This is a genomic window from Paenalkalicoccus suaedae (genome assembly GCF_006965545.2).
GTDB classification, from domain to species: domain Bacteria; phylum Bacillota; class Bacilli; order Bacillales; family Salisediminibacteriaceae; genus Paenalkalicoccus; species Paenalkalicoccus suaedae.
On sequence record NZ_CP041372.2, the window covers coordinates 1,707,674 to 1,727,059 of the forward strand.

21 protein-coding genes are annotated in these 19,386 nt (G+C 40.5%); 14 read left to right on the forward strand and 7 right to left on the reverse strand.

All coding sequences use genetic code 11. The features are described from left to right. Positions 1 to 3: 3 nt before the first annotated feature. The 3 genes from FLK61_RS09230 to FLK61_RS09240 are packed head-to-tail and all read left to right on the forward strand — an operon-like array spanning position 4 to position 2,304. Positions 4 to 219, forward strand: coding sequence for a hypothetical protein (locus FLK61_RS09230; protein ID WP_176009181.1), 216 nt, complete (start codon positions 4 to 6; stop codon positions 217 to 219). Then, positions 216 to 734 (forward strand): PH domain-containing protein, encoded by a 519-nt coding sequence (locus tag FLK61_RS09235; protein ID WP_249777709.1) that lies wholly within the window; start codon positions 216 to 218, stop codon positions 732 to 734. Before FLK61_RS09230 ends, FLK61_RS09235 begins: the two co-directional genes overlap by 4 nt. After that, positions 724 to 2,304 carry a PH domain-containing protein gene (locus FLK61_RS09240; RefSeq protein WP_176009182.1) on the forward strand — a complete coding sequence of 527 codons (1,581 nt, stop codon included), beginning with the start codon at positions 724 to 726 and terminating at the stop codon, positions 2,302 to 2,304. Before FLK61_RS09235 ends, FLK61_RS09240 begins: the two co-directional genes overlap by 11 nt. Before the next feature lie 21 nt (positions 2,305 to 2,325). Here the strand turns inward: FLK61_RS09240 and FLK61_RS09245 are convergent, their stop codons facing one another. After that, positions 2,326 to 3,294, reverse strand: a complete 969-nt coding sequence (locus tag FLK61_RS09245) for a DUF2777 family protein (protein ID WP_176009183.1) — start codon at positions 3,292 to 3,294, stop codon at positions 2,326 to 2,328. Positions 3,295 to 3,650: 356 nt separating this feature from the next. On the opposite strand from FLK61_RS09245, the gene sigI reads away from it, so the two are divergent. Beyond that, positions 3,651 to 4,382 carry an RNA polymerase sigma-I factor gene (gene sigI / locus FLK61_RS09250; RefSeq protein WP_176009184.1) on the forward strand — a complete coding sequence of 244 codons (732 nt, stop codon included), beginning with the start codon at positions 3,651 to 3,653 and terminating at the stop codon, positions 4,380 to 4,382. Positions 4,383 to 4,766: 384 nt separating this feature from the next. Here the strand turns inward: sigI and FLK61_RS09255 are convergent, their stop codons facing one another. Both FLK61_RS09255 and FLK61_RS09260 read right to left on the reverse strand, forming a co-directional pair. Further along, a complete protein-coding gene (locus tag FLK61_RS09255; protein ID WP_176009185.1) occupies positions 4,767 to 5,753 on the reverse strand; it encodes a hypothetical protein in 987 nt (328 codons plus the stop codon). A gap of 12 nt (positions 5,754 to 5,765) precedes the next feature. Continuing rightward, positions 5,766 to 6,806: a toxic anion resistance protein gene (locus FLK61_RS09260; protein WP_176009186.1), complete on the reverse strand. Its 1,041-nt coding sequence runs from the start codon at positions 6,804 to 6,806 to the stop codon at positions 5,766 to 5,768. 257 nt (positions 6,807 to 7,063) lie between these two features. On the opposite strand from FLK61_RS09260, the gene FLK61_RS09265 reads away from it, so the two are divergent. Both FLK61_RS09265 and FLK61_RS09270 read left to right on the forward strand, forming a co-directional pair. Beyond that, the gene (locus tag FLK61_RS09265) at positions 7,064 to 8,335 is read left to right on the forward strand and encodes a purine-cytosine permease family protein (RefSeq protein ID WP_176009187.1); all 1,272 of its coding nucleotides are present in this window, start codon (positions 7,064 to 7,066) and stop codon (positions 8,333 to 8,335) included. Positions 8,336 to 8,347: 12 nt separating this feature from the next. Then, on the forward strand, positions 8,348 to 9,097 hold the full coding sequence (locus FLK61_RS09270; RefSeq protein WP_176009188.1) for an NRDE family protein: 750 nt from the start codon (positions 8,348 to 8,350) through the stop codon (positions 9,095 to 9,097). On the opposite strand, the gene FLK61_RS09275 is transcribed toward FLK61_RS09270, so the two are convergent. After that, the gene (locus FLK61_RS09275; RefSeq protein WP_176009189.1) at positions 9,078 to 9,968 is read right to left on the reverse strand and encodes a diacylglycerol/lipid kinase family protein; all 891 of its coding nucleotides are present in this window, start codon (positions 9,966 to 9,968) and stop codon (positions 9,078 to 9,080) included. The genes FLK61_RS09270 and FLK61_RS09275 overlap by 20 nt on opposite strands. 80 nt (positions 9,969 to 10,048) lie before the next feature. Between FLK61_RS09275 and FLK61_RS09280 the strand changes: the two genes are divergently transcribed. The 3 genes from FLK61_RS09280 to tatC all read left to right on the forward strand — a co-directional run bounded on the left by FLK61_RS09280 (position 10,049) and on the right by tatC (position 11,539). Beyond that, positions 10,049 to 10,426, forward strand: a complete 378-nt coding sequence (locus tag FLK61_RS09280) for a hypothetical protein (RefSeq protein ID WP_176009190.1) — start codon at positions 10,049 to 10,051, stop codon at positions 10,424 to 10,426. 113 nt (positions 10,427 to 10,539) lie between these two features. Continuing rightward, positions 10,540 to 10,719, forward strand: a complete 180-nt coding sequence (gene tatA / locus FLK61_RS09285) for a twin-arginine translocase TatA/TatE family subunit (RefSeq protein WP_176009191.1) — start codon at positions 10,540 to 10,542, stop codon at positions 10,717 to 10,719. Between the two features lie 85 nt (positions 10,720 to 10,804). Continuing rightward, positions 10,805 to 11,539 carry a twin-arginine translocase subunit TatC gene (tatC, locus tag FLK61_RS09290; RefSeq protein WP_249777710.1) on the forward strand — a complete coding sequence of 245 codons (735 nt, stop codon included), beginning with the start codon at positions 10,805 to 10,807 and terminating at the stop codon, positions 11,537 to 11,539. A gap of 355 nt (positions 11,540 to 11,894) precedes the next feature. Here the strand turns inward: tatC and FLK61_RS09295 are convergent, their stop codons facing one another. Beyond that, on the reverse strand, positions 11,895 to 12,566 hold the full coding sequence (locus tag FLK61_RS09295; protein ID WP_176009192.1) for a deoxynucleoside kinase: 672 nt from the start codon (positions 12,564 to 12,566) through the stop codon (positions 11,895 to 11,897). An 18-nt stretch (positions 12,567 to 12,584) separates the two neighbouring features. Next, positions 12,585 to 13,235, reverse strand: a complete 651-nt coding sequence (locus FLK61_RS09300; protein ID WP_176009193.1) for a deoxynucleoside kinase — start codon at positions 13,233 to 13,235, stop codon at positions 12,585 to 12,587. Between the two features lie 270 nt (positions 13,236 to 13,505). Here FLK61_RS09300 and FLK61_RS09305 point away from each other — a divergent pair, with 270 nt between their 5' ends. The 5 genes from FLK61_RS09305 (at position 13,506) to FLK61_RS09325 (ending at position 17,340) form a co-directional block, all read left to right on the forward strand. Then, positions 13,506 to 14,357, forward strand: a complete 852-nt coding sequence (locus FLK61_RS09305; protein ID WP_176009194.1) for a DegV family protein — start codon at positions 13,506 to 13,508, stop codon at positions 14,355 to 14,357. A gap of 158 nt (positions 14,358 to 14,515) precedes the next feature. Continuing rightward, entirely contained in the window at positions 14,516 to 15,373 is an 858-nt protein-coding gene (locus tag FLK61_RS09310; protein WP_176009195.1) for a patatin-like phospholipase family protein, read from the forward strand. 33 nt (positions 15,374 to 15,406) lie between these two features. Continuing rightward, positions 15,407 to 16,606 carry an MFS transporter gene (locus FLK61_RS09315; RefSeq protein WP_176009196.1) on the forward strand — a complete coding sequence of 400 codons (1,200 nt, stop codon included), beginning with the start codon at positions 15,407 to 15,409 and terminating at the stop codon, positions 16,604 to 16,606. Beyond that, a complete protein-coding gene (locus FLK61_RS09320; protein WP_176009197.1) occupies positions 16,603 to 16,773 on the forward strand; it encodes a hypothetical protein in 171 nt (56 codons plus the stop codon). Before FLK61_RS09315 ends, FLK61_RS09320 begins: the two co-directional genes overlap by 4 nt. Before the next feature lie 21 nt (positions 16,774 to 16,794). Continuing rightward, on the forward strand, positions 16,795 to 17,340 hold the full coding sequence (locus tag FLK61_RS09325) for a DUF420 domain-containing protein (RefSeq protein WP_249777711.1): 546 nt from the start codon (positions 16,795 to 16,797) through the stop codon (positions 17,338 to 17,340). 264 nt (positions 17,341 to 17,604) lie between these two features. Here FLK61_RS09325 and acsA read toward each other — a convergent pair whose 3' ends face one another. Beyond that, a complete protein-coding gene (gene acsA, locus FLK61_RS09330) occupies positions 17,605 to 19,320 on the reverse strand; it encodes an acetate--CoA ligase (RefSeq protein ID WP_176009198.1) in 1,716 nt (571 codons plus the stop codon). Positions 19,321 to 19,386 lie beyond the last annotated feature (66 nt).

Here is a 19,386-nt window from a genome sequence, read left to right on the forward strand (position 1 = left end):
TACATGACACAGGAAGAACTAATGAAAGAATTAGAGGAAAGACAGTTATCAGACATTATTGAGCTTATTGAAGATGCGGATCGAGGGAAGCTCGAGGTATTAGAGCTTGCGCCATCTCTAGGACTACTTAGAGACGAAAAGTTAAACGAGGAAGTACTGTCTCTATTAAAAGAAAAAGGTGTGGAAATCGAGTACGTTTCAGAGGAAGAAGAGGAATGATGCAAGAACCAGAAGTATGGAACGAGGATACGATCCGTGCGATTCCAGATCAACCGTTAGCTGAAAAAACGCTAACGGTTTGGAAAATCGCGTCTGCACTGCAAGTTATCTATCTTGCGATTATTGGAGGGATCTATGCGATACTATCGATCTTCTTCACCATTCCTCTTTATATTCTTTTTTCTATTTTAGGTGTTTTAGCAGTCCTAATGATTATTAATACATTTTATATACAGCCATTAAAGTGGCGGAAATGGCGATATAAAGTGTATGACAATGAACTAGAGCTTATGAGAGGCGTTTTTATTGTGCAACGAGTCATCATACCAATGATCCGAGTACAGCATGTTGATACAAAACAGGGACCTCTTTTAAGACATTATAAGCTAGCAACTGTAACCGTCTCGACAGCGGCAACCGTCCATGAAATTCCAGGTCTTGATGTGGTGGACGCTGATTCATTACGTGATCAGATTGCAAAGCTTGCGAGAGAAGCGGATCCAGATGACGAATAGTTGGAAACGCCAACATCCCGCCGTCATATTTATTACATTTTTATCTAATTTAAAGCAGGTTATTTTTACTCTTATTGCTGTCTTTATCGTAGGGCAATCATCAAATACATTTAGTACTATTTTTACCCTATTTTTTTCTGCATTCATTCTACTTAGCTCACTTGTGAGTGGGCTCATCTTTTGGTGGCGATTTTTATATATCGTGCATGAAGAGGAATTACAAATTAAACAAGGCTTATTCTTTACAAAAAACCGCTACATTAGACGCGAACGAATTCAAAGTATTGATATAAACGCAAAGCTATTACAACGTTTATTTGGACTAGTCGAGCTTCGTATCGAAACAGCCGGCGGTCAAGGTGAGGCAGAGTTTAAAATTACAGCACTTCGCCAAGAGGAAGCAGAGCAGATTAAAGCAATGCTACTAAGGCGGGGTAGTAAGCCTGTGACTGATTCATTAGATGCTCATCCAAACGAGCCGTTGCAACATAATGATGATGACGTGTATGGACCAAAAGAATTTAAAGAGCAGTACTCACCGGCGTTTGTGGAAGAAGTGCAGGAAGAAAAGCGAGAGCCATCTTATACATGGGATCTCTCTGTAAAAAGGCTTTTAATAGCAGCTGCTACATCTAGCGGAGTAGGCATTGCGGCAACGTTTATTGCGGCCGTTGTATCTCAAGCTCCATCCTTTTTACCGGAGTGGCTATTCGAAATGGCGCTAAGTAGGCTATTTCAATCGAGTTTACTTTTAATAGGTGCTTTTGTTGTTACCGTTCTTGCGCTAGCGTGGCTTTTCACCTTCGTATCAACACTACTTAAGTATGGCCAGTTTAAGGTTGAGAAGGATGACCACGATATTCATATCTCAAGAGGCGTATTGGAGAAGCGGTCATTAACGATAAACGAGAAAAACATAACGGCTGTAAGGATTGTACAAAACCTACTTCGAGAGCCATTTGGCTTTGTCTCTGTTTACGTAGAAAGCGCCGGCGGAGGTACGAAGGATGAGGATCAATCCACCATTCTTTTGCCGCTTTGTAAGAGGAGTGAAGTGGAAGGTCTGCTTAGAGAGCTTGCATCAGATTTCGCATTTACACCATCTTATGAAGGTCTCCCCAAAAAGAGTATGCGCAGATATATGATTAAACTTATTCTGATTCCAACAATCCTTGCTGGAATAGCAACATATTTTTTACCGTATGGGTACGTGTCGTTCTTGCTTCCACTAGCTGGAGCATTCATCGGCTACTTGCAATACAAAGCTGCAGGTATTACGACAGAAACAACTTACTTATGTATGCGCTCTAGAGGGATTGCTAAGACAGATGTGTATCTGCCTAAAAAGCGTATTCAAACTATGGATATGTCTCAGCATCTTTTGCAAAAGGTAGATCAGCTTCACACGATACATGTGTCAGTTCTTACGACACTATCGGGAAAAACATTTCATCTTCCTCACATAAGCGATAAACAAAAAGAGAGATTTTTCGCTTGGTATTCGTATGAAAATCAGACTCAACATCTTGAATCAGTAGATATAGACGAAGAAAGACGCAGCTCCGAGTAGGAGGCTGCGTCTTTCCATTTATTAACTTTCTTTATTAACTTCAGATACGTAGGAGGTAATGGAACGAACGCCATTATCAGAAGTAAACTCAAATCGATCGTTTATTTTGTCTTCTCCATCTTCTACTAAAAGACGTTTAAAGTGATGCAATACAAGTATTTGTTGATCCTTATCTTTAAACGAAATAAAATTCACACCAGCAAATTCCTTCTGCTTTGACGATGATAGTAGTTGCTCTAATAGCGTGTTGTGACAATAAACACAATGTTCATGTCCTAAGCCGAATGACGTGAGTCCCTCTTGAAGTGCGTGTAACGATGGGTGCTCAAGCTCATTTAATAAGATTCGGTAAGGATCAAATTGACCTTTGTTAAGACGAATTTTTTCGCCGTGTTTTACTCGCACTTTTTTACCCTCTGTTAATTCAAATACATTTTTGGAGGAGTAAAGGGCAGAGCACCACTGTCCATCAACAAACAGTTCAAATTCGAAAGGGCATGATTCTAAAGAAAGAGCTTCTCCTTTTGCCTCGTCATATAACGAGAATCGCTTGCCGTCTTGGACAACATGGTAATACACATACGCGTCTTCCGATAACACGTGATCTGCCTGCCATTTGCGAAGCTCCTGCTCTAGCGTGTGAAGCTTTGTTTCCACTAATTGATGACCCTTTGATAACTCTGTATACACATCTTTAATCGCATAGGCATACGATTCTCTGAATGAACGTCTAATTGGAACTTCTAACGGCTCAATTTTTCGTCCCTGAACCGTAATTTGCTCATCTTTCTCATACTTAAGCGTCTTAAGACTTGTTAGGTCTGTCGAAAAATGTGGAGCGCGTTCAATACCTTTAATCGTAACAACTCCAACCCAAGGCTTTTTAGGCTCTGCTTGCACGTCATTTAATACGCCGATATATGCGCCATGCGAATCCTCTTCCACAATAACCGTGTTTCCAATCCATTTCGTTGCTTGTTCACGTTTCATACTTATCCCTCATTATCAAAATATAATCTTCCTCTATACTACCACGAGCAAGAGATTCTAGCTATGATAGCAGGCTGGTTAAGTCTTAGTACCCATTTCTTTTATGCGAGAAAATGTAATATAACGTAACAGAATTTTGTCGAAAAAGCCTGCTTCGCACGTTGATGGCTATCGAGCGAACCATTTGTTACAAAATGATGTCGTCACACTCCTGTAAACTTCGTATCACGCAAATGTAACTAGCAGTTGGGTACATAAGCACTCTTTTAGATGTTGTCACCGCGGTATTATGTGACATGTGCCTGAAATAAAAAGGGGCATGATTTACTATAACTTAGATGACAGAGGTGTTGAGGTTGCTACTAAACTTAACTCATCAACCAACAGATGACCTATACACAAAAATAAAAGCCATCCAGGCAGGGCAAAAAACAATGGAAGATGAATTTATAAAGCAATATATTCCTTATATACGTAAAGTAGTGGCGAGTGTTTGCAAAAAATTTATCGTGCCAGGTGTTGATGATGAATTCAGTGTTGGACTGATCGCTTTTAATGAAGCGATACATCATTACCGTGTACAAAAAGGGAGCTCCTTTTTAACGTTTGCAAATCTAGTTATTAAACGAAGAGTAATCGATTATATTCGTAAAGAGCAGAGAAGAAGCTTTTCGATCTCCTTAGATTATAAAGGGGAAGAGAAAGAGAACGTAGAGAATATGGCAGAGGCTGAGGCCTCCTATGATCAATTTTTATTAAGCCTAGAAGAAAGACAACGACGCGAAGAAATAGAACACTTAGAAGAAACATTAAAATCCTATCAAATCTCGCTCTCTGACGTAGCAAAGCAACGTCCAAAACATCGAGATGCAAGAGAGAATATGCGAGAGATTGCTTCACTTATAGCAAATGATGAATCAATTGTCAGCTACATGAAAGAAAAAAAGCGTCTCCCTATGAAGGTTATTATGGAAAAGATAAATATGAGTCGAAAAACAATGGAGCGTAACCGCAAATATATTATTGCAGTAGTATTAGTTCTAAAAGGTGACTACGACTATTTGCAGGATTATTTTAAAGCTATGTAAAAAGTGTTTTTTATAATTCGATTGCTGATTTTAAAGGAGTAGCCAATGTGTGATAAGTTGGTTACTCTTTTTTTGAGTGGATGGGTAGGGTGGAATTCCGCGATTGCGAAAGTGTGAAAAACCGCGCAAGTTGAAAGTGGCGAACTGCGCGAGTTGAAGCACGGATTGCGCAAAAATAGAGGAGAACCGCGCGAAAATCAAGAACGACTGCGTAGAGGGAAAAAAACCGCGCAAAAAAGAGCCCCGCCTCGATATTCGCGACGGATCGAACTCTAACACCAACCACCTCACTCAGTTACCTACGTAGCACGTGCTTCCACAACCATAAAAAAAGCTGAGACAAAAGTCGTTTTACCTTTGTCCCAGCCTGTTTTTATCTACACATTACATATCGTCCGTAAATTGCTTCTGATGTTTTCGCATCATTTCTGAAGTAGAGGTACCCTTATTATCAGACTGCTTGTAGCGTAAATCGTTCAATGTTAATAAATGATTCATCCGATCCATGCGTGTTTTTTCGAGATCTCTTGATTGAGATAGTAAAAAGCTGTGCATATTTTTAAAGGACTGGATGATTTTTGGCAAAGATTCTTTCTGCTTTTCAGAAGAGAGAGAAAGATAGGTTTGCAAGGTACTAGGAATATCGTGAAGAATCATTCGCTTCAAACGGTGACGCTCTTCTACGTCTAGTAGATGAAATTCTTCTTCGTAACTATCGACAGCTTCTTTAATTTGATACAGCGTAGCCTCAATCGATGGATCAAGAGAAGCGAACCTAGTTTGTACATCCGCTAAATGATTCTTTAAAAGAGCGAGCTGATCCTCTCCTTCAGGTAAAGGCTGAGGTTTAGAGGAGTCATGCTGCTCTAATAAAACAGCCGTATCTGGAATGTCTTCTCCAGAAATCGACAAGTCTAATCGATGAATATGATAAAACAGCGACAAAAACGCTGGGTGTCGTTTCACGTTTCGTACGGATGTGCGACCGTTCTTCTGATAATAGATTGTAGAATCAGCGACCTTGCCAATTCCGCCCTCTTGCTTAATATGACGTCTGAACATCGTAATAAACAAACGCTTTTTAATCGTTGAAGAAGACTTTTGTGTATCGATCATTTCTAAATGGATCTTTTTTGCTTTTATTTTTATCTTATACGAGTATCCGTGAATACTTCGTTTGAAGGTTTTGTTTAAACGAGGTAATTCAGAGAGCGCAGCTAGATCTGAAATAAACTCCTCGGCTTCATAGACGAATTCCTTCGTTTGTTCGTTAACAAGCGTTGGATCATCCAACGGCTTTAGATAATTTGGTAAAAAAGGAGTCACAAATCGATGCTCCAAGAGTTTTTCTCGCCACGACAAGGTACTCACCTCGTTTCCTCCTTAGTTGAGTAGCTTTCGCTCCATTTCCGAGTTTAGCTGCTCCATTTCAGATATGAATTTCTTGCTGGATGTTATAATTCGCTCGTTTGATTGTTCTGTCATCTCAATGGCAGCGTAAACGTCCTCATAAGCTTTACGGAATGTCTCCATCGCAATAGCAGGCTCCTCAAGTGTTTTGAGTGTTTCTTCCGTATTGGACTTTAACAGCTCTGCGTTATTTAACAGCATAGATTCTGTCGTTTTATTTACGTTTTGTACGGCATCAATTACTTGGCGCTGATTGCTTAATGAGAGCTGAATAGATGCTGTTACGGTAATGATATTGCGCGTCATCGTAATGGAGTTAAAAATAGCTTCTTCAAGCTTATCGTTATTCTCAACGATAATATCGACCGAAGCGAGTGACTGCTGAAGAACGAGAACCGCCTGCTGCATATTTTTAATACGCGTTAATACTTTTTGTTGCCCTTTTTGAAGTGGGACTGGGTCATCTTTCCACTCGTCCTTTTGCGCTTCTTGCTCTAAAAGAACGTTTAATTCCTTCCCCACGTCAATTTGCTCATTTAATCCATGAATTCGCTCGCGTGCGATATCTTTTAGCTGATGAAGCATTACGGTATCTTCTTGAAGCTTATCTTTGCCGTGAAGTAATGCTTCGATAATCGTATCAACCTCAGATTCTACAGACTGATACTTTCTTGCGTATTTATCAATAGGGCTTTTCCTAACTACCTTAGATAAAAACTGTTTGAACTTCCCTTGTTGTAAATAATTTGGCTCAAGCTCAGACACTACTTCTTTTAATTTTGAAAGCTGGTCAGGTAGGTTATGATTTGGATCGTTCATCATATCGGTCACTGGGCGCTTTAAAGCCTCGAGTGATTCTCCGGCTTTTTCTTGCTCACGAGCACCTAATGTGTTGATCGTCTTTAAAATTTCTTGAATATCTCTCTGAGGAGCAACTTCATTCGTACTTGAATCCGTGTCCTCTGTTACACTCTCCGAGTTTACTAGCTCATTTGTATCTTTTTCTTCATTCATCAACGTATTCCCCTCCATTTAAAAGCCTAGTCGTCTTTCTTTACGAAAGTATTCTCGAAATGGTTTCATCTCATAGCGAACAAGAATGGTTTGGCGCGTTTAGTATCCTACTTAAAAGTATACGACGAAAAAATAGTTGTTACAAATATGAGGGTTACAGGTAAGGCGTGCACGAACCTATAAATTCCGCTCTATTTGAGATATGATAAGAAAGGCTTTTAACGAAAAGGTACCCGTGAAAGGATGAAACGTGTTTTATGCGTGCAATTGCCCCTAAATTAGAACGAATTGGTCTCGAACCTGTTCCTACGTCATCAAAAACAACGACTGCTTCAGAATATATTGTCATGCAAACAGCAATAGCTGTTAACGCGGGCAACATGTTAGTCCCTGCACTTGCTGTCATGCAAGGGGGCTTATCCTTCCAAATGGCAGTATTATCAACTGTGATTGGAGCTGTCACCGCGTTTTTCTTTGTCTCCTTGCTTGCAATACCAGGCGCTAAATACGGACTACCTGCTCAGTATTTAATGCGCTCGATTTTTGGTATTAAAGGCGCGATGTATCTTTCTTCCCCTATACGTACGTTAACCTCTCTGTATTGGTTTGCCGTGCAAACAATTGGAGGAGCTTACGTCATACGTGAACTTTTAGCTCGCTTTGGGATCGAACTACCATTGCCACTATTAACCGCGAGCTTGGGAATCGTCATGGTAACCGTTGCTTTAGTAGGCTTTCAGGCAATGAAACGATTCACTAAGTTATCTATGCCGATATTATTAATGAGTATTGCCTCCATGCTCTGGATCCTTTCTAGCCAAGAAGCAACAGGTATTTCTCATTCTTCAGAAACATCGGTTTCTGTTATGTTATTTTATGCAAGCTTAGCGTTTGTTCAATACGTATCAGGCGTAAGTTCTTCTGCAGACTTAGCGAGGTATGCTAAATCACCTAAGCATGCATTTACTGGTATTTATATCGGTAATTCACTTGGATTTTTATTAACAGCCATTCTAGGTGCGTACACGGCAACCTTAACGAACGATTGGAATCCATTCGTTCAAGTCAGCGCGCTGTCTGGAACTGCGGTTAGCATATTAATATTTACTGCGGCGGTTTGTAGTATGTTGATCATTAATGTGAATAACGCTTACACGGGAGGGTATAGCTTACTAAATAGTCTTCCGCAATTAAAACGTATCACGAGCGTACTAATTTTTGGAGGAGTTGCTGTTCTTCTAAGTAGTTTTCCTCGAATCGTCGAGCAAGCAGAAAGCTTTATTTCGTTACTTGGAGCGTTTATTATTCCATTAGCTGCTGTAGTTGTTACCGACTTTTTAGTGATAAAAAAAGGGAAGATTGAAGTGGAGCACTTAAAGGATAGTCAACGTTCAATGAACAAAATAGCTTTAATCACTGTTGTTGGCGGCTTCTTTGTGTATTTACTTTTGCCAGCCTCCATTGCGCCTGGATTTATTGTGTTTATCTTGTGTGGCATTGCTTATTATATTCTACAAACAAAACGATAGGGGATGACTAGTATGTGTATAGTAGGAGTAGCGTTAAACCATCACCCAGAATACCCATTTATCTTAGCTTCTAATCGCGACGAATTTTTACATCGCCCTACAAAAAATGCTTACTGGTGGGACGATGGGATATTAGCTGGTCAGGACCTTGATATGCTCGGCACTTGGCTTGGAATGACAAAGTCAGGCAAGCTAGCGACATTAACAAATGTAAGAAGGGAGGAGGCACAGTCCTCTTTCCCTCATTCTAGAGGAGAATTAGTAACATCGTATTTGCGAGATGAGCGGGCATTCTATGCTCGTTTAAATGAGAAGGAGCACTTCGCAGGGTTTAATCTTCTCTATGGAGATATAACTAGCTTACAGTATGTCTCTAATCATAATGAACTGGATAGCATACTAACCTCTGGTGTACACGCCATGTCAAATGGTAATCTCGATGATAAGTGGCCAAAAATGAGAGCTCTTGAATCAAAGATTACAGACAGTAAATCACTTAAAGGTGATGACCTTACAGGGTACTTGTTCCATTCATTAGCGAATGCGGAGCCATATGAAGCATCATCACTACCTAAAACTGGTGTATCAGATGAGTTAGAACGAAGCTTATCCTCCATCTATATAGATATAGAGGGGTATGGGACGAGAACGAGCACCGTAATTTTAGTAGATAGAAACAATAAGTGTACGTTTATAGAAAGGGACCATGCTGCAAAGAACTCCGTCTCACATTCGTTCACTCTTAATAGAAAGACACGTTAGCAGGCATAGTCTTAATAGAAATTTGTTTATCAGAGGGTAATAGTTCGCCGTCACCCTGCATATAAATAGGGGTATCAGTAACTATTTCTATCTTTTCTCCTTCTAACACGTGAACCTTTTTCAGGTTTACGTGTTTTTTTATGTATACAAGAGGAAATACGAGATAGATCATTGCTCGTGATAAGGAGTCTACTACTGTCACGGTCGCTTTTTGATCACATGGATCGGCAGAGGGGCAAATAGGGACACCGCCTCCATAATAAGGCGTATTACCAACTGCTAAGAGCCAGATTTTTTTAAACGAGTGCTTTTTGTCATCAATATAAAGATCGTATGATTGTGGTTTATAGGTGAATAGTATTTTCATAAATAAAAAGATGTAGATAAAACGGCCAATGTAGGCTTTGTTAAACAATGACTTTAGCCGAGATTCATTGACGGCTTTGGCAGTTAAGGCATCAGCTCCAGCGCTACACACAGAGAGTACTAGACGATCGCAAGCATAGAGGGTGTCATATTTTTTAGGTGAATTGCTCGCTATTCGTTGCAAGGCATGCTTAAGATGCTTAGGAATGCGAAGTGCTCTTGCGAAATCATTTCCAGATCCTGCCCTTATGATGCCAAAGGGAAGATTAAGGTCGTGTAAATAGGCACAAATGAGCTGCAAGGTTCCATCGCCGCCTAGGATAATAATTCCTTGTAAAACATCTAATTTAGAAAGTAGCTGTTGTTTTAAATTTGCTAAAGATGCCTCAGAAGTGTTAGCAAGAAAAAATGGAAGCGGATTCAACGAAAGTCCTGATGAAATTTGGACTATCTTTTGATATATCACTTGATTATTTGAAGAATTATTGAGTATAATGGCATGCATAGGGGTAACCTCCTTAGTAAATAATAACTATTTAAAAGTTTGCGTTTAATTCGATAGTACCATAATTGGAGATGATGGAAATGAAAAAATGGATAGCTGTAATCGTAGCAGCACTTGTTGCAATCAGTGTGTGGGTGATTACATTAACAACGATCATCACTCCTGAACCACCGACGTTAACGACGCTAGATAGCTCGAGGCAGGATCAAAGTTTGGTAGAGCCTAGTCCAGAAGAGGAAGCTATAGATGAAGAGGATCCTGAGCCTCTTGACTCAACAGAGACTTTTGAGGATGATAGAACCACTTCTCAAGAATCTGAGCCTATTACCACATCTGAGGTCATAGAAGAGACTATTCCAGAACGAGTTGAAAGAGAAGACGTCAGGAACGGAGATGCTATTGCGTACGGTGAGGGAGTCTCTATTGACACACTTTTGTTACAGATAGATGAAGATTAACTAGCAACAACCCTTTTTAATATGTTACTATAAGGTCATGAAAACTGTGAGTGCGTTTTCTTCGTTGATGTAACTGTCAATAGGTTCACAAGCTGAGCCAAGGAGGGTTAAATATGATTAGTAATATTGGTATTCCTGGATTAATTCTAATTCTTGTCATTGCACTTATTATTTTCGGACCTAAAAAGCTTCCGGAGATCGGAAAGGCGATGGGCCAGACGTTAAAAGAGTTTCGTAACTCTGCAAAAGAATTAACACAGGACGATGATTCTACTCCACAAAACAAAAAGTAGATTGATGAAGGCTTGTTCCTGTTAAAGCGGACAAGCTTTTCCTTTGTTTTTAGAGGATAATTGGATAGGTAAAAGGGGTTTTTCTATGTCGCAGGATATGGATATCGTCGATCACTTAGACGAGCTTAGAAAAAGAATTATTATAATTGCTTCGGTTTTTATCATAGCTTTTATAGCCGTATTTATTTACATTCAAGATATTTATGCGTGGATTACGAAGGATTTAGATATGCAGCTAGCGGTTTTAGGACCGCTTGATATTATTGTCATTTATTTTAGTATCGCGGCAGTGTTAGCTATTGCAGTAACCTTGCCCGTGGCAGTTCTTCAAATATGGCTATTTTCAAAGCCTGGTTTAACGAAGGCTGAAGTACGTGCAACAGCCGTTTATATTCCAGCTTCGTTCCTATTGTTTATAGGTGGACTTGCTTTTGGCTATTTTGTTGTACTCCCGATTGTGTTGAATTTCCTCCTTGCGTTAGGTGAGGGGACGTTCCAAACGATGTTCACAGCGGATCGGTATTTCCAATTCGTATTAAGAATGACAGTACCATTCAGCTTCTTGTTTGAGATGCCTTTAGTAGTCATGTTTTTAACATCCATTGGTATATTAACACCTATGGGAATGCACAAAAACAGAAAGTATGCTTATTTCGGTATCGTTGTCGTAAGTGTACTACTGTCACCACCAGATTTTCTCTCTGACGTTCTTGTAATCATACCGCTAATTTTACTCTATGAAATAAGTATTTCTTTATCTAAGATTGTTTACAAGAGAAGACTCAAAAGGCTACAGCAAGAGGAGAAAGAAATAGAATAAGAATTAATAAGAGGCTGGGACAGATTAGATATAACTGTTCCAGCCTCTTTCCGTAGATTACATAGTTATGACTAGACACGCACGGTTCAAATCTTTTTTCGCTGTAATTGATCAAACGAGGCTTGTCCATTGATCGTGGCTTCAGCAATTAATCAGTAGAATGCCATTATTGATCACACGCTCGCTGTTATTGACTATACTCTCGCAACTAATAGGCACATGCACGCAGTAACCTGTTATTTTGGTATAAAGTAACAGTCTCGAATAACCTTACCTCTTTTATAACCAGTACCATTCCTAGTCTACATCGAAAAGGTCGAGACAAATGACTCGCCTTTGTCTCGACCTTTTATTATTACGTTAGCTTCACGTAAGATTTATCTTTAGATGCTTGTAACTCCTCGAGTGCTCGCACAATCTCAGCAATAGAAGCAGGATCGTTACAATCGTAGTGATCAATGTCTAAATGCAGAACAGGACATTCTTTGAAGTCAGCAATCCACGATTTATAACGTGTATATAGATCCTGCCAATACTCAAGTGGCGTATCAATCTCCATCTGTCGACCACGCTCTTCGATGCGACTCATGATACTCTCAAGCGAACCATCTATATAAATGAGCACATCTGGCTTTGGGAAATAAGGGTTCATAACCATTGCTTCAAATAAAGAATGATATGTAGTAAAGTCTCGATCCGTCATGTTACCTTGATCATACTGAAGTCGGGCAAAGATCCCAACATCCTCATAAATACTTCTGTCTTGGACATACCCAAGTCCTTCTTCATGCATTCGTTTTTGTTGCTTGAAACGTTCTGCTAAAAAGTACATTTGTAAGTGGAAGGACCACTGCTTAAAGTCTTGATAATAGTCCTCTAAATAGGGATTCCCTTGAACGCTCTCAAACGCAGGTTTAAAACCAAGTGCATCAGATAAAGTATTCGTTAACGTCGATTTACCAACCCCTACGGTTCCAGCTAACGTAATTAATGAATTTGGTGCTAATTGATGTTCTATTTTTTCCATTTTATTTCCCTCCGTGCACTATAATAACGAGCGTTTTCTTTTTAGACCTTCATCTATTTGATCAACGATTCTGTTAAAGTCTTCTTTTTTCGAAACAAAGTCCATTTTATCCCCATCAATACGAATTACAGGAATATGAGGATACACCCGTTCGTGTTCTTTCATAAACTGGCGATAGTCATGCGATAGCTGATTCAAGTAATCAATGCTCATCGCTTGCTCCATCTCACGACCACGAAGTTTTATACGATCCATTAATGTATCTAAGCTTGCATCTAAATAAATAATGAGATTTGGTTTTGGCAAATCTCCAGTTAAAATAGAATAAATACGATCGTACTTTTGAAAGTGGCTCTCGTGAAGCGTTTGCTTTGCAAATAAGTGATTCTTAAAAATATGATAATCACTAATAACAGGTTTATCATTAGCTAAATAGTTCACATATACATCTTCTAATTGCTTAAATCTGTTACATAAAAAGAACATTTCTGTTTGGAAGCTCCACTCGTCAATGTTCTCGTAAAACTTTGATAAAAATGGGTTCTCATCCACTATTTCTTTCAATAGGTGAAACTGATAATAGTCACCAAGCATGGTGGATAGAGAGGTTTTACCAACGCCGATCGGTCCTTCAATCGCTATAAACGGCGCGTCAAATTGGTGTGTCACACGTCTTCACTCCTTTTTGTTGCTGTGAAAATGGACGTATCTTCGATTGCAGCACCGTTTATTTTATCATAAAGCACTCACCAAATGACAAATTTCTTAAGAAAATTATTCGAGATAAAGGAGAACAACTCATTTTTCATGTAAAGGAATGCTGGTGAGATTTAATGCAAGATGAACGAAAATTGTCGATTATCTAACAGAGAGCGCTTAACAAGCACCACAATATATAGTATCATCGAGAAAAAGAGATAATTTCAAAGGAGTGTTCACGTGGAAAAGACAATTAAGATCGTAACCGATTCGTCTGTTGACATCCCAAGAGAAGAGCTTGACGCATTAGGGGTAAAGGTTGTACCACTTACTGTAACGGTGGATGGGAAATCTTATCTTGATGGGGTAGATATTACTGCTAAAGAATATGTAAAGATGTTAGTAGAGTCAGAAGATGTTCCTAAAAGCTCACAGCCTTCTACAGGAGCATTTTTAGAGGTTTATGACGAGCTTGGGAAAGACGGCTCTGAGATTATTTCCATACATATGACGTCTGGGATGAGCGGAACGTATCAAAGCGCTAAAACGGCTGCTGATATGTCTGATCATAACGTGACAGTTGTCGATTCTAAATATATTTCGTTTGCTTTAAGCTTCCAAGTAAAAGAGGCTGCTAGATTAGCGGCAGAAGGCAATAGCATGGACGATATTTTAGCTCGCTTAGAAGAAGTTCGTAAAAATACGTCCCTTTATATAATGGTGGATACATTAGAGTACTTAGTGAAGGGTGGTAGAATCGGTAGAGGAAAAGCGTTAGTTGGTTCCCTCTTAAAGATAAAGCCTATAGCTTCCTTGCAGGATGGCGTTTACACACCAGTTTCTAAAGTGAGAACGCACGCGCAAATGATTAAATTTATGACGCAAAAGATTGAAGAAGAAACAAAAGGTAAAGTGATTAAAGGAATTGGAATTGCCCAGGTAGAAGCAATGGGGCTTGCAAATCAGCTTAAGGAAAAGATTAAAGAGATGGCGACTATTCCTGAGCTACAAATCATTGACACAACGCCAATTATTAGTACCCACACAGGACCGGGTGCACTTGCTTTAATGTATTACGCTGAGAAAGAGTAGACAATTACGTCGCGCATCGGAGCATGATCAACCCTGCTCGATGCGCTTTCTTGCGTTCGTAGCGTGTGATGCTAATCATGCTTCTTCTTTGAAAATATTTGAAGGATACGTAGTACTTCGTTAAAATAAAGGTAGATGATGCTAGGAGCGTGAGCAAAATGAACAACGAAACTGGACTTGTACTCGAGGGTGGAGGCATGAGAGGCGTCTTCACAAGCGGGGTACTTGAATATTTATTAGATAACGAAATCGTATTTCCGAATGTAGTAGGAGTTTCCGCAGGCGCATGTAACGCTGCATCATACATTTCGAGACAGCGAGGTCGTAATAAAGCGACAACAATTGATTATTCCGATCATCCGGAGTATATTTCATTCAAGCGACTATTTAAAGTCGGCGAGTTATTTAACATGGACTTGATCTTTGACCAAATCCCAAATGTAGAAAACCCTTTTGACTATGAAGCTTTTTTTGGATCTCCTCAAAAGCTGTATGTCGGAGTAACGGACTGCATTTCTGGCGATACGGTCTACTACGAAAAGCAACAGCTCGGACATGACTTTAACTTGTTACTTCGAGCATCTTCATCGTTACCAATGGTAGCTCCTCCAATCACTTACAAAGACCGAACCTATTTAGACGGTGGAATAAGTGACCCTATTCCGATCAACCATTCTATCGAACAAGGGAATAAAAAACATGTGGTTGTGTTGACGCAGCAAAAAGGCTATCAAAAGAAACCTGCCAAACGTGGAATGTGGTATTTCAGAAGAAAATTTCAGCAATTTCCTGGTCTTATCGATATCGTGCAAAATCGCTCCAAAATTTATAACAATACATTAGCTCACATTGAGCAATTAGAACGTGAGGGACAAGCGCTCGTCATCCGTCCTGAGTCCTTGTTCAATGTAACGAGATTAGAGCGTAAGCGCGATAGACTTGAAGCATTATATGATCACGGGTATTACCAAATGAAGCAGCACAGAGAGGAACTAGAGCGTTTTATAGAGGCTTAATGGTAGGCATGATTGCCTCCGCTCGCCGATACTATGCAAAAACATAATTTAACCGTCCTAATCTTTGCGAACTTTTTTGTAGCAGCGAGCGCCACGATGGTGCTCCCATTTTTATCGTTATACATTGAGACACTAGGTGATTTCTCCGACGCCTATGTCCAGCGATGGTCCGGCTTTATTTTTGGTATCACGTTTTTAGTCGCCTTTTTCGTTTCACCTTTGTGGGGGAGATTTGGAGACCGCTTCGGTCGTAAGAAAATTTTGCTTATTACTGGCTTTGGAGTTGCCATCTCTCTATTTCTTATGTCGTTTGTAACAAGTGTGCTTCAATTATTTTTCTTACGCATGTTTATGGGAGTTGTCACAGGCTTTATTCCAACCTCCATGGCGTTAATATCCGCACAAACAAAGAAAGAAGATGCAGGAAGAGTTCTTGGTACTCTACAAATGGGGACGTTATCTGGGGGCTTATTCGGTCCACTATTTGGAGGCTTGTTAGCTGATAGTGTGGGATTCATTTACACATTTTCGATCACAGCAGTAGGGATTTGTTTAGCGACGATACTAGTAGGCTGGGGCGTACACGAAATTCGCACGAAGAAGATGGTCCAAAAAGCTCGGAAATCGATGCGTGACGTCATCGCATTTATATGGAAAGATAAGCTACTTGTGACGATCATGCTACTATCGTTAATTGTGCAAACAGCGACCTTTAGCATTCAGCCTCAGCTGGCCTTATTTGTAGGCACACTTCTTGAAGGGGAGAATATTGCATTCCTTGCCGGTCTCGCATTTTCCATCACGGGGCTTGGCAACTTGACAGCAACGAGATATTTAGGGATTTTAGGCGACCGGCACGGCCACGAGAGAGTCCTTATAGCATGCATGATTGCTGCAGCGATTTTTTACTCACCTCAAGCATTTGTCGATTCCTATTTGCAACTAGTCATATTGCGATTTTTATTTGGAATTGCGATAGGTGGGATAATTCCATGCGTTGCCGCGTATATCCGCCTCGTTACTCCAACTGATATTCAAGGAGAGGTATTAGGCTATAACCAAAGCTTTCGCTTTTTAGGCAATGTAACCGGACCTGCCTTAGGTGGACTTATCGCAGGCTATTACGGTCTCGCTGGGGTATTTTACCTTGCAACTGCGTTGTTAGTTGTGATGGCAATTTACACGCTAATTGTCGTTATTCGTCAGTCGAAAGAAGAGAGGGATCACATATGATATTATCTGAAAAAGATAAAAAAATCATTATCAGTGCATTAAAAAAAGAAAAGCGGCGCCTTTTTACATCTCAAAGTAAAGCAAGCGATGTGCAAGAAGTCATCGATAAAATTGAACAAAGTAGACGAAATTCTAAAACCAACGAAGTGACACCATCTAAACTGTAGATGGTGCAAGGAGTGAACACCATGAAACGAATGATAGATGCTATGGTAACTCATCATGTTAGAACAGTCGTTATCATTTCTATTGTAGTAAACGTATTGATCATTGTACTATCAGGTATCCCAGGCTACGTCGGCGATCTACCGACATGGGTAACGAGATTACCGTTACTTAACGCAATTATGAACTCATTTACCTTTTTCTTCTTGTTATTTGCGCTTCTCGCAATATTAAAGCGCAATATTGTATTACACAGAAGATTTATCTTTGCCGCATTCTCCTCAACTTCTGTATTTCTAGTATCATACGTCATTTTTCATTTCATGGCAGAATCAACTAGCTACGGCGGTGGTGGCTTCAGCGCGATGTTTTACTACTTTATCTTAATCACACACATTGTGTTGGCAGCTGTCATTGTGCCACTCGCACTGATGAGCTTTTTCACAGGCTTCAAGGATCTCAGATCAAAGCATAAAAAGTGGGTCCGCTTCGCCATGCCGCTCTGGCTATATGTCAGCGCAACTGGCGTACTCGTCTACGTTATGATCTCTCCATATTATACATTTTAGAAAATATAGCGATAAGAAAGCCCTCTGCCAAAGATCAGGCAGGGGGCTTTTTCCAGAAGTAAGGGGGCAATAGGATAACCGAGAGGAATGAGCGGGTAACCACAAGCAATAGACGGATAACCAAGAGCGTGGAACGGATAACCAAAGCGAAATTCCGAAATTCCACCAATACCCCAATAAAAAAGCAGGAACCGACTCGTACCGTCGATTCCTGCTGTCCTTAAGCATAATGTACAATTCACTTTCTAGTAAATCATCTAAAAATCAATCATCCATCGTAGACAGATCGCCCGTCGGCTCGTCGAGCTCCCAAGCTTTCAGGACACGTCGCATGATTTTACCACTACGTGTTTTAGGTAGCTTCTCCTTAAACTCAATCTCTCGAGGTACAGCGTGAGCAGCTAGCTCCGTTTTAATGAACGTTTGGATTTCTTTTTTCAGTTCCTCTGAATAGTCGTAGCCATCTCGTAGTGAGATAAACGCTTTAATAATGTGACCGCGAATCTCGTCTGGCTTCCCGATTACTCCGGCTTCTGCGACAGCTGGGTGCTCAACTAACTTACTTTCGATTTCGAAAGGACCCACGCGCTCGCCAGCTGTCATGATTACATCGTCGTTTCTGCCTTGGAACCAGAAGTAGCCATCTTCATCACGATAAGCAGTATCACCAGAGATATACCAGCCTGGAATGGCAAAGTACTCCTCAAATTTCGCATCATTTTTCCAAATTTTTCTCATCTGAGAAGGCCAGCCGGTTTGAACTGCTAGATTCCCCATCTCATTTGGAGGGAGTTCGTTGCCGAAGTCGTCTATGATCGCCGCATGGACGCCTGGAAACGGCTTACCCATAGAGCCTGGTTTAACGGGCTCACTTAAATAATTACAAATGAGCATACCGCCGGTCTCCGTCATCCACCACGTGTCGTGAATTCGATGATGGAATACCTCCCAGCCCCAACGGACTACCTCAGGATTCAATGGCTCTCCAACGCTCAGTATATGTCGCAGTGAGGAGAGGTCATATTTTGATAAAATATCTTTAGGCGCGGCCATTAGCATACGAAAAGCGGTAGGAGCGCTGTACCAGACTGTTACCTGATATTTTTCAATCGTGTGATACCAGTCATCTGGTGAGAAGCGACCGCCGCGGACAACGTTTGTTGCACCATTTAACCAAGGTCCAAAAATTCCGTACGATGTTCCGGTTACCCAGCCAGGATCGGCAGTACACCAATACACATCGTTATCCTGTAAATCAAGAACCCATTTTGCAGTTTGATAATGCTGAAGCATTGCATAGTGCACGTGGTAAACGCCTTTCGGCTTGCCGGTGGAACCAGACGTATAGTGAAGGATAAGACCATCTTCTTTATCGACCCACTCGATTGCAGTGTCATCTGATGGGTGCTTTTCTAGCTCCGTCTCATAAAACACGGTATTGATCCCACCGATTTCTTCTGAACCTCCAACTAGCATAATCGTTTTCAGGCTAGGTAGCTCCTGATGAGGAATTCGAGATGCAAGGTCTGGGGTTGTAATAATCATCGTTGCTTCACTGTCTTCAAGGCGCGCCTTCACCGCGTCCTGCATAAATGCTTCAAAGAGCGGTCCAACAACAGCTCCTACCTTAATCGCCCCGAGCAATGCTACATAGAGCTCCGGCGAACGGGGCATAAAGATGAAGACACGATCGCCTTTATCCACACCTAAATCGCGAAACATATGGCTTGCTTTATTTGTTAAATCGCAAAGCTCGCTGTATGTGTAAGTTTCATCACGAGATGCATCTGAATAATGCAAGGCGGTTTTTTGACCGCGACCTTCTTTCACATGTCTGTCAATTGCTTCATAGGCAGCGTTTACATTTCCAGTTTTGGACCAAGTAAAGACTTTTTCTACGTCCTTCCAGTCGAATGATTCGCGTGCTTTTGTATAATCCTCTAACGCATATGTACCCTTTTTCGGTTGTAACGTTTCCATGTCTAAACACCTCCAAAGAAGATAGCTTGCACTATTAATCATATACACATCATTCAGAAAATTCAA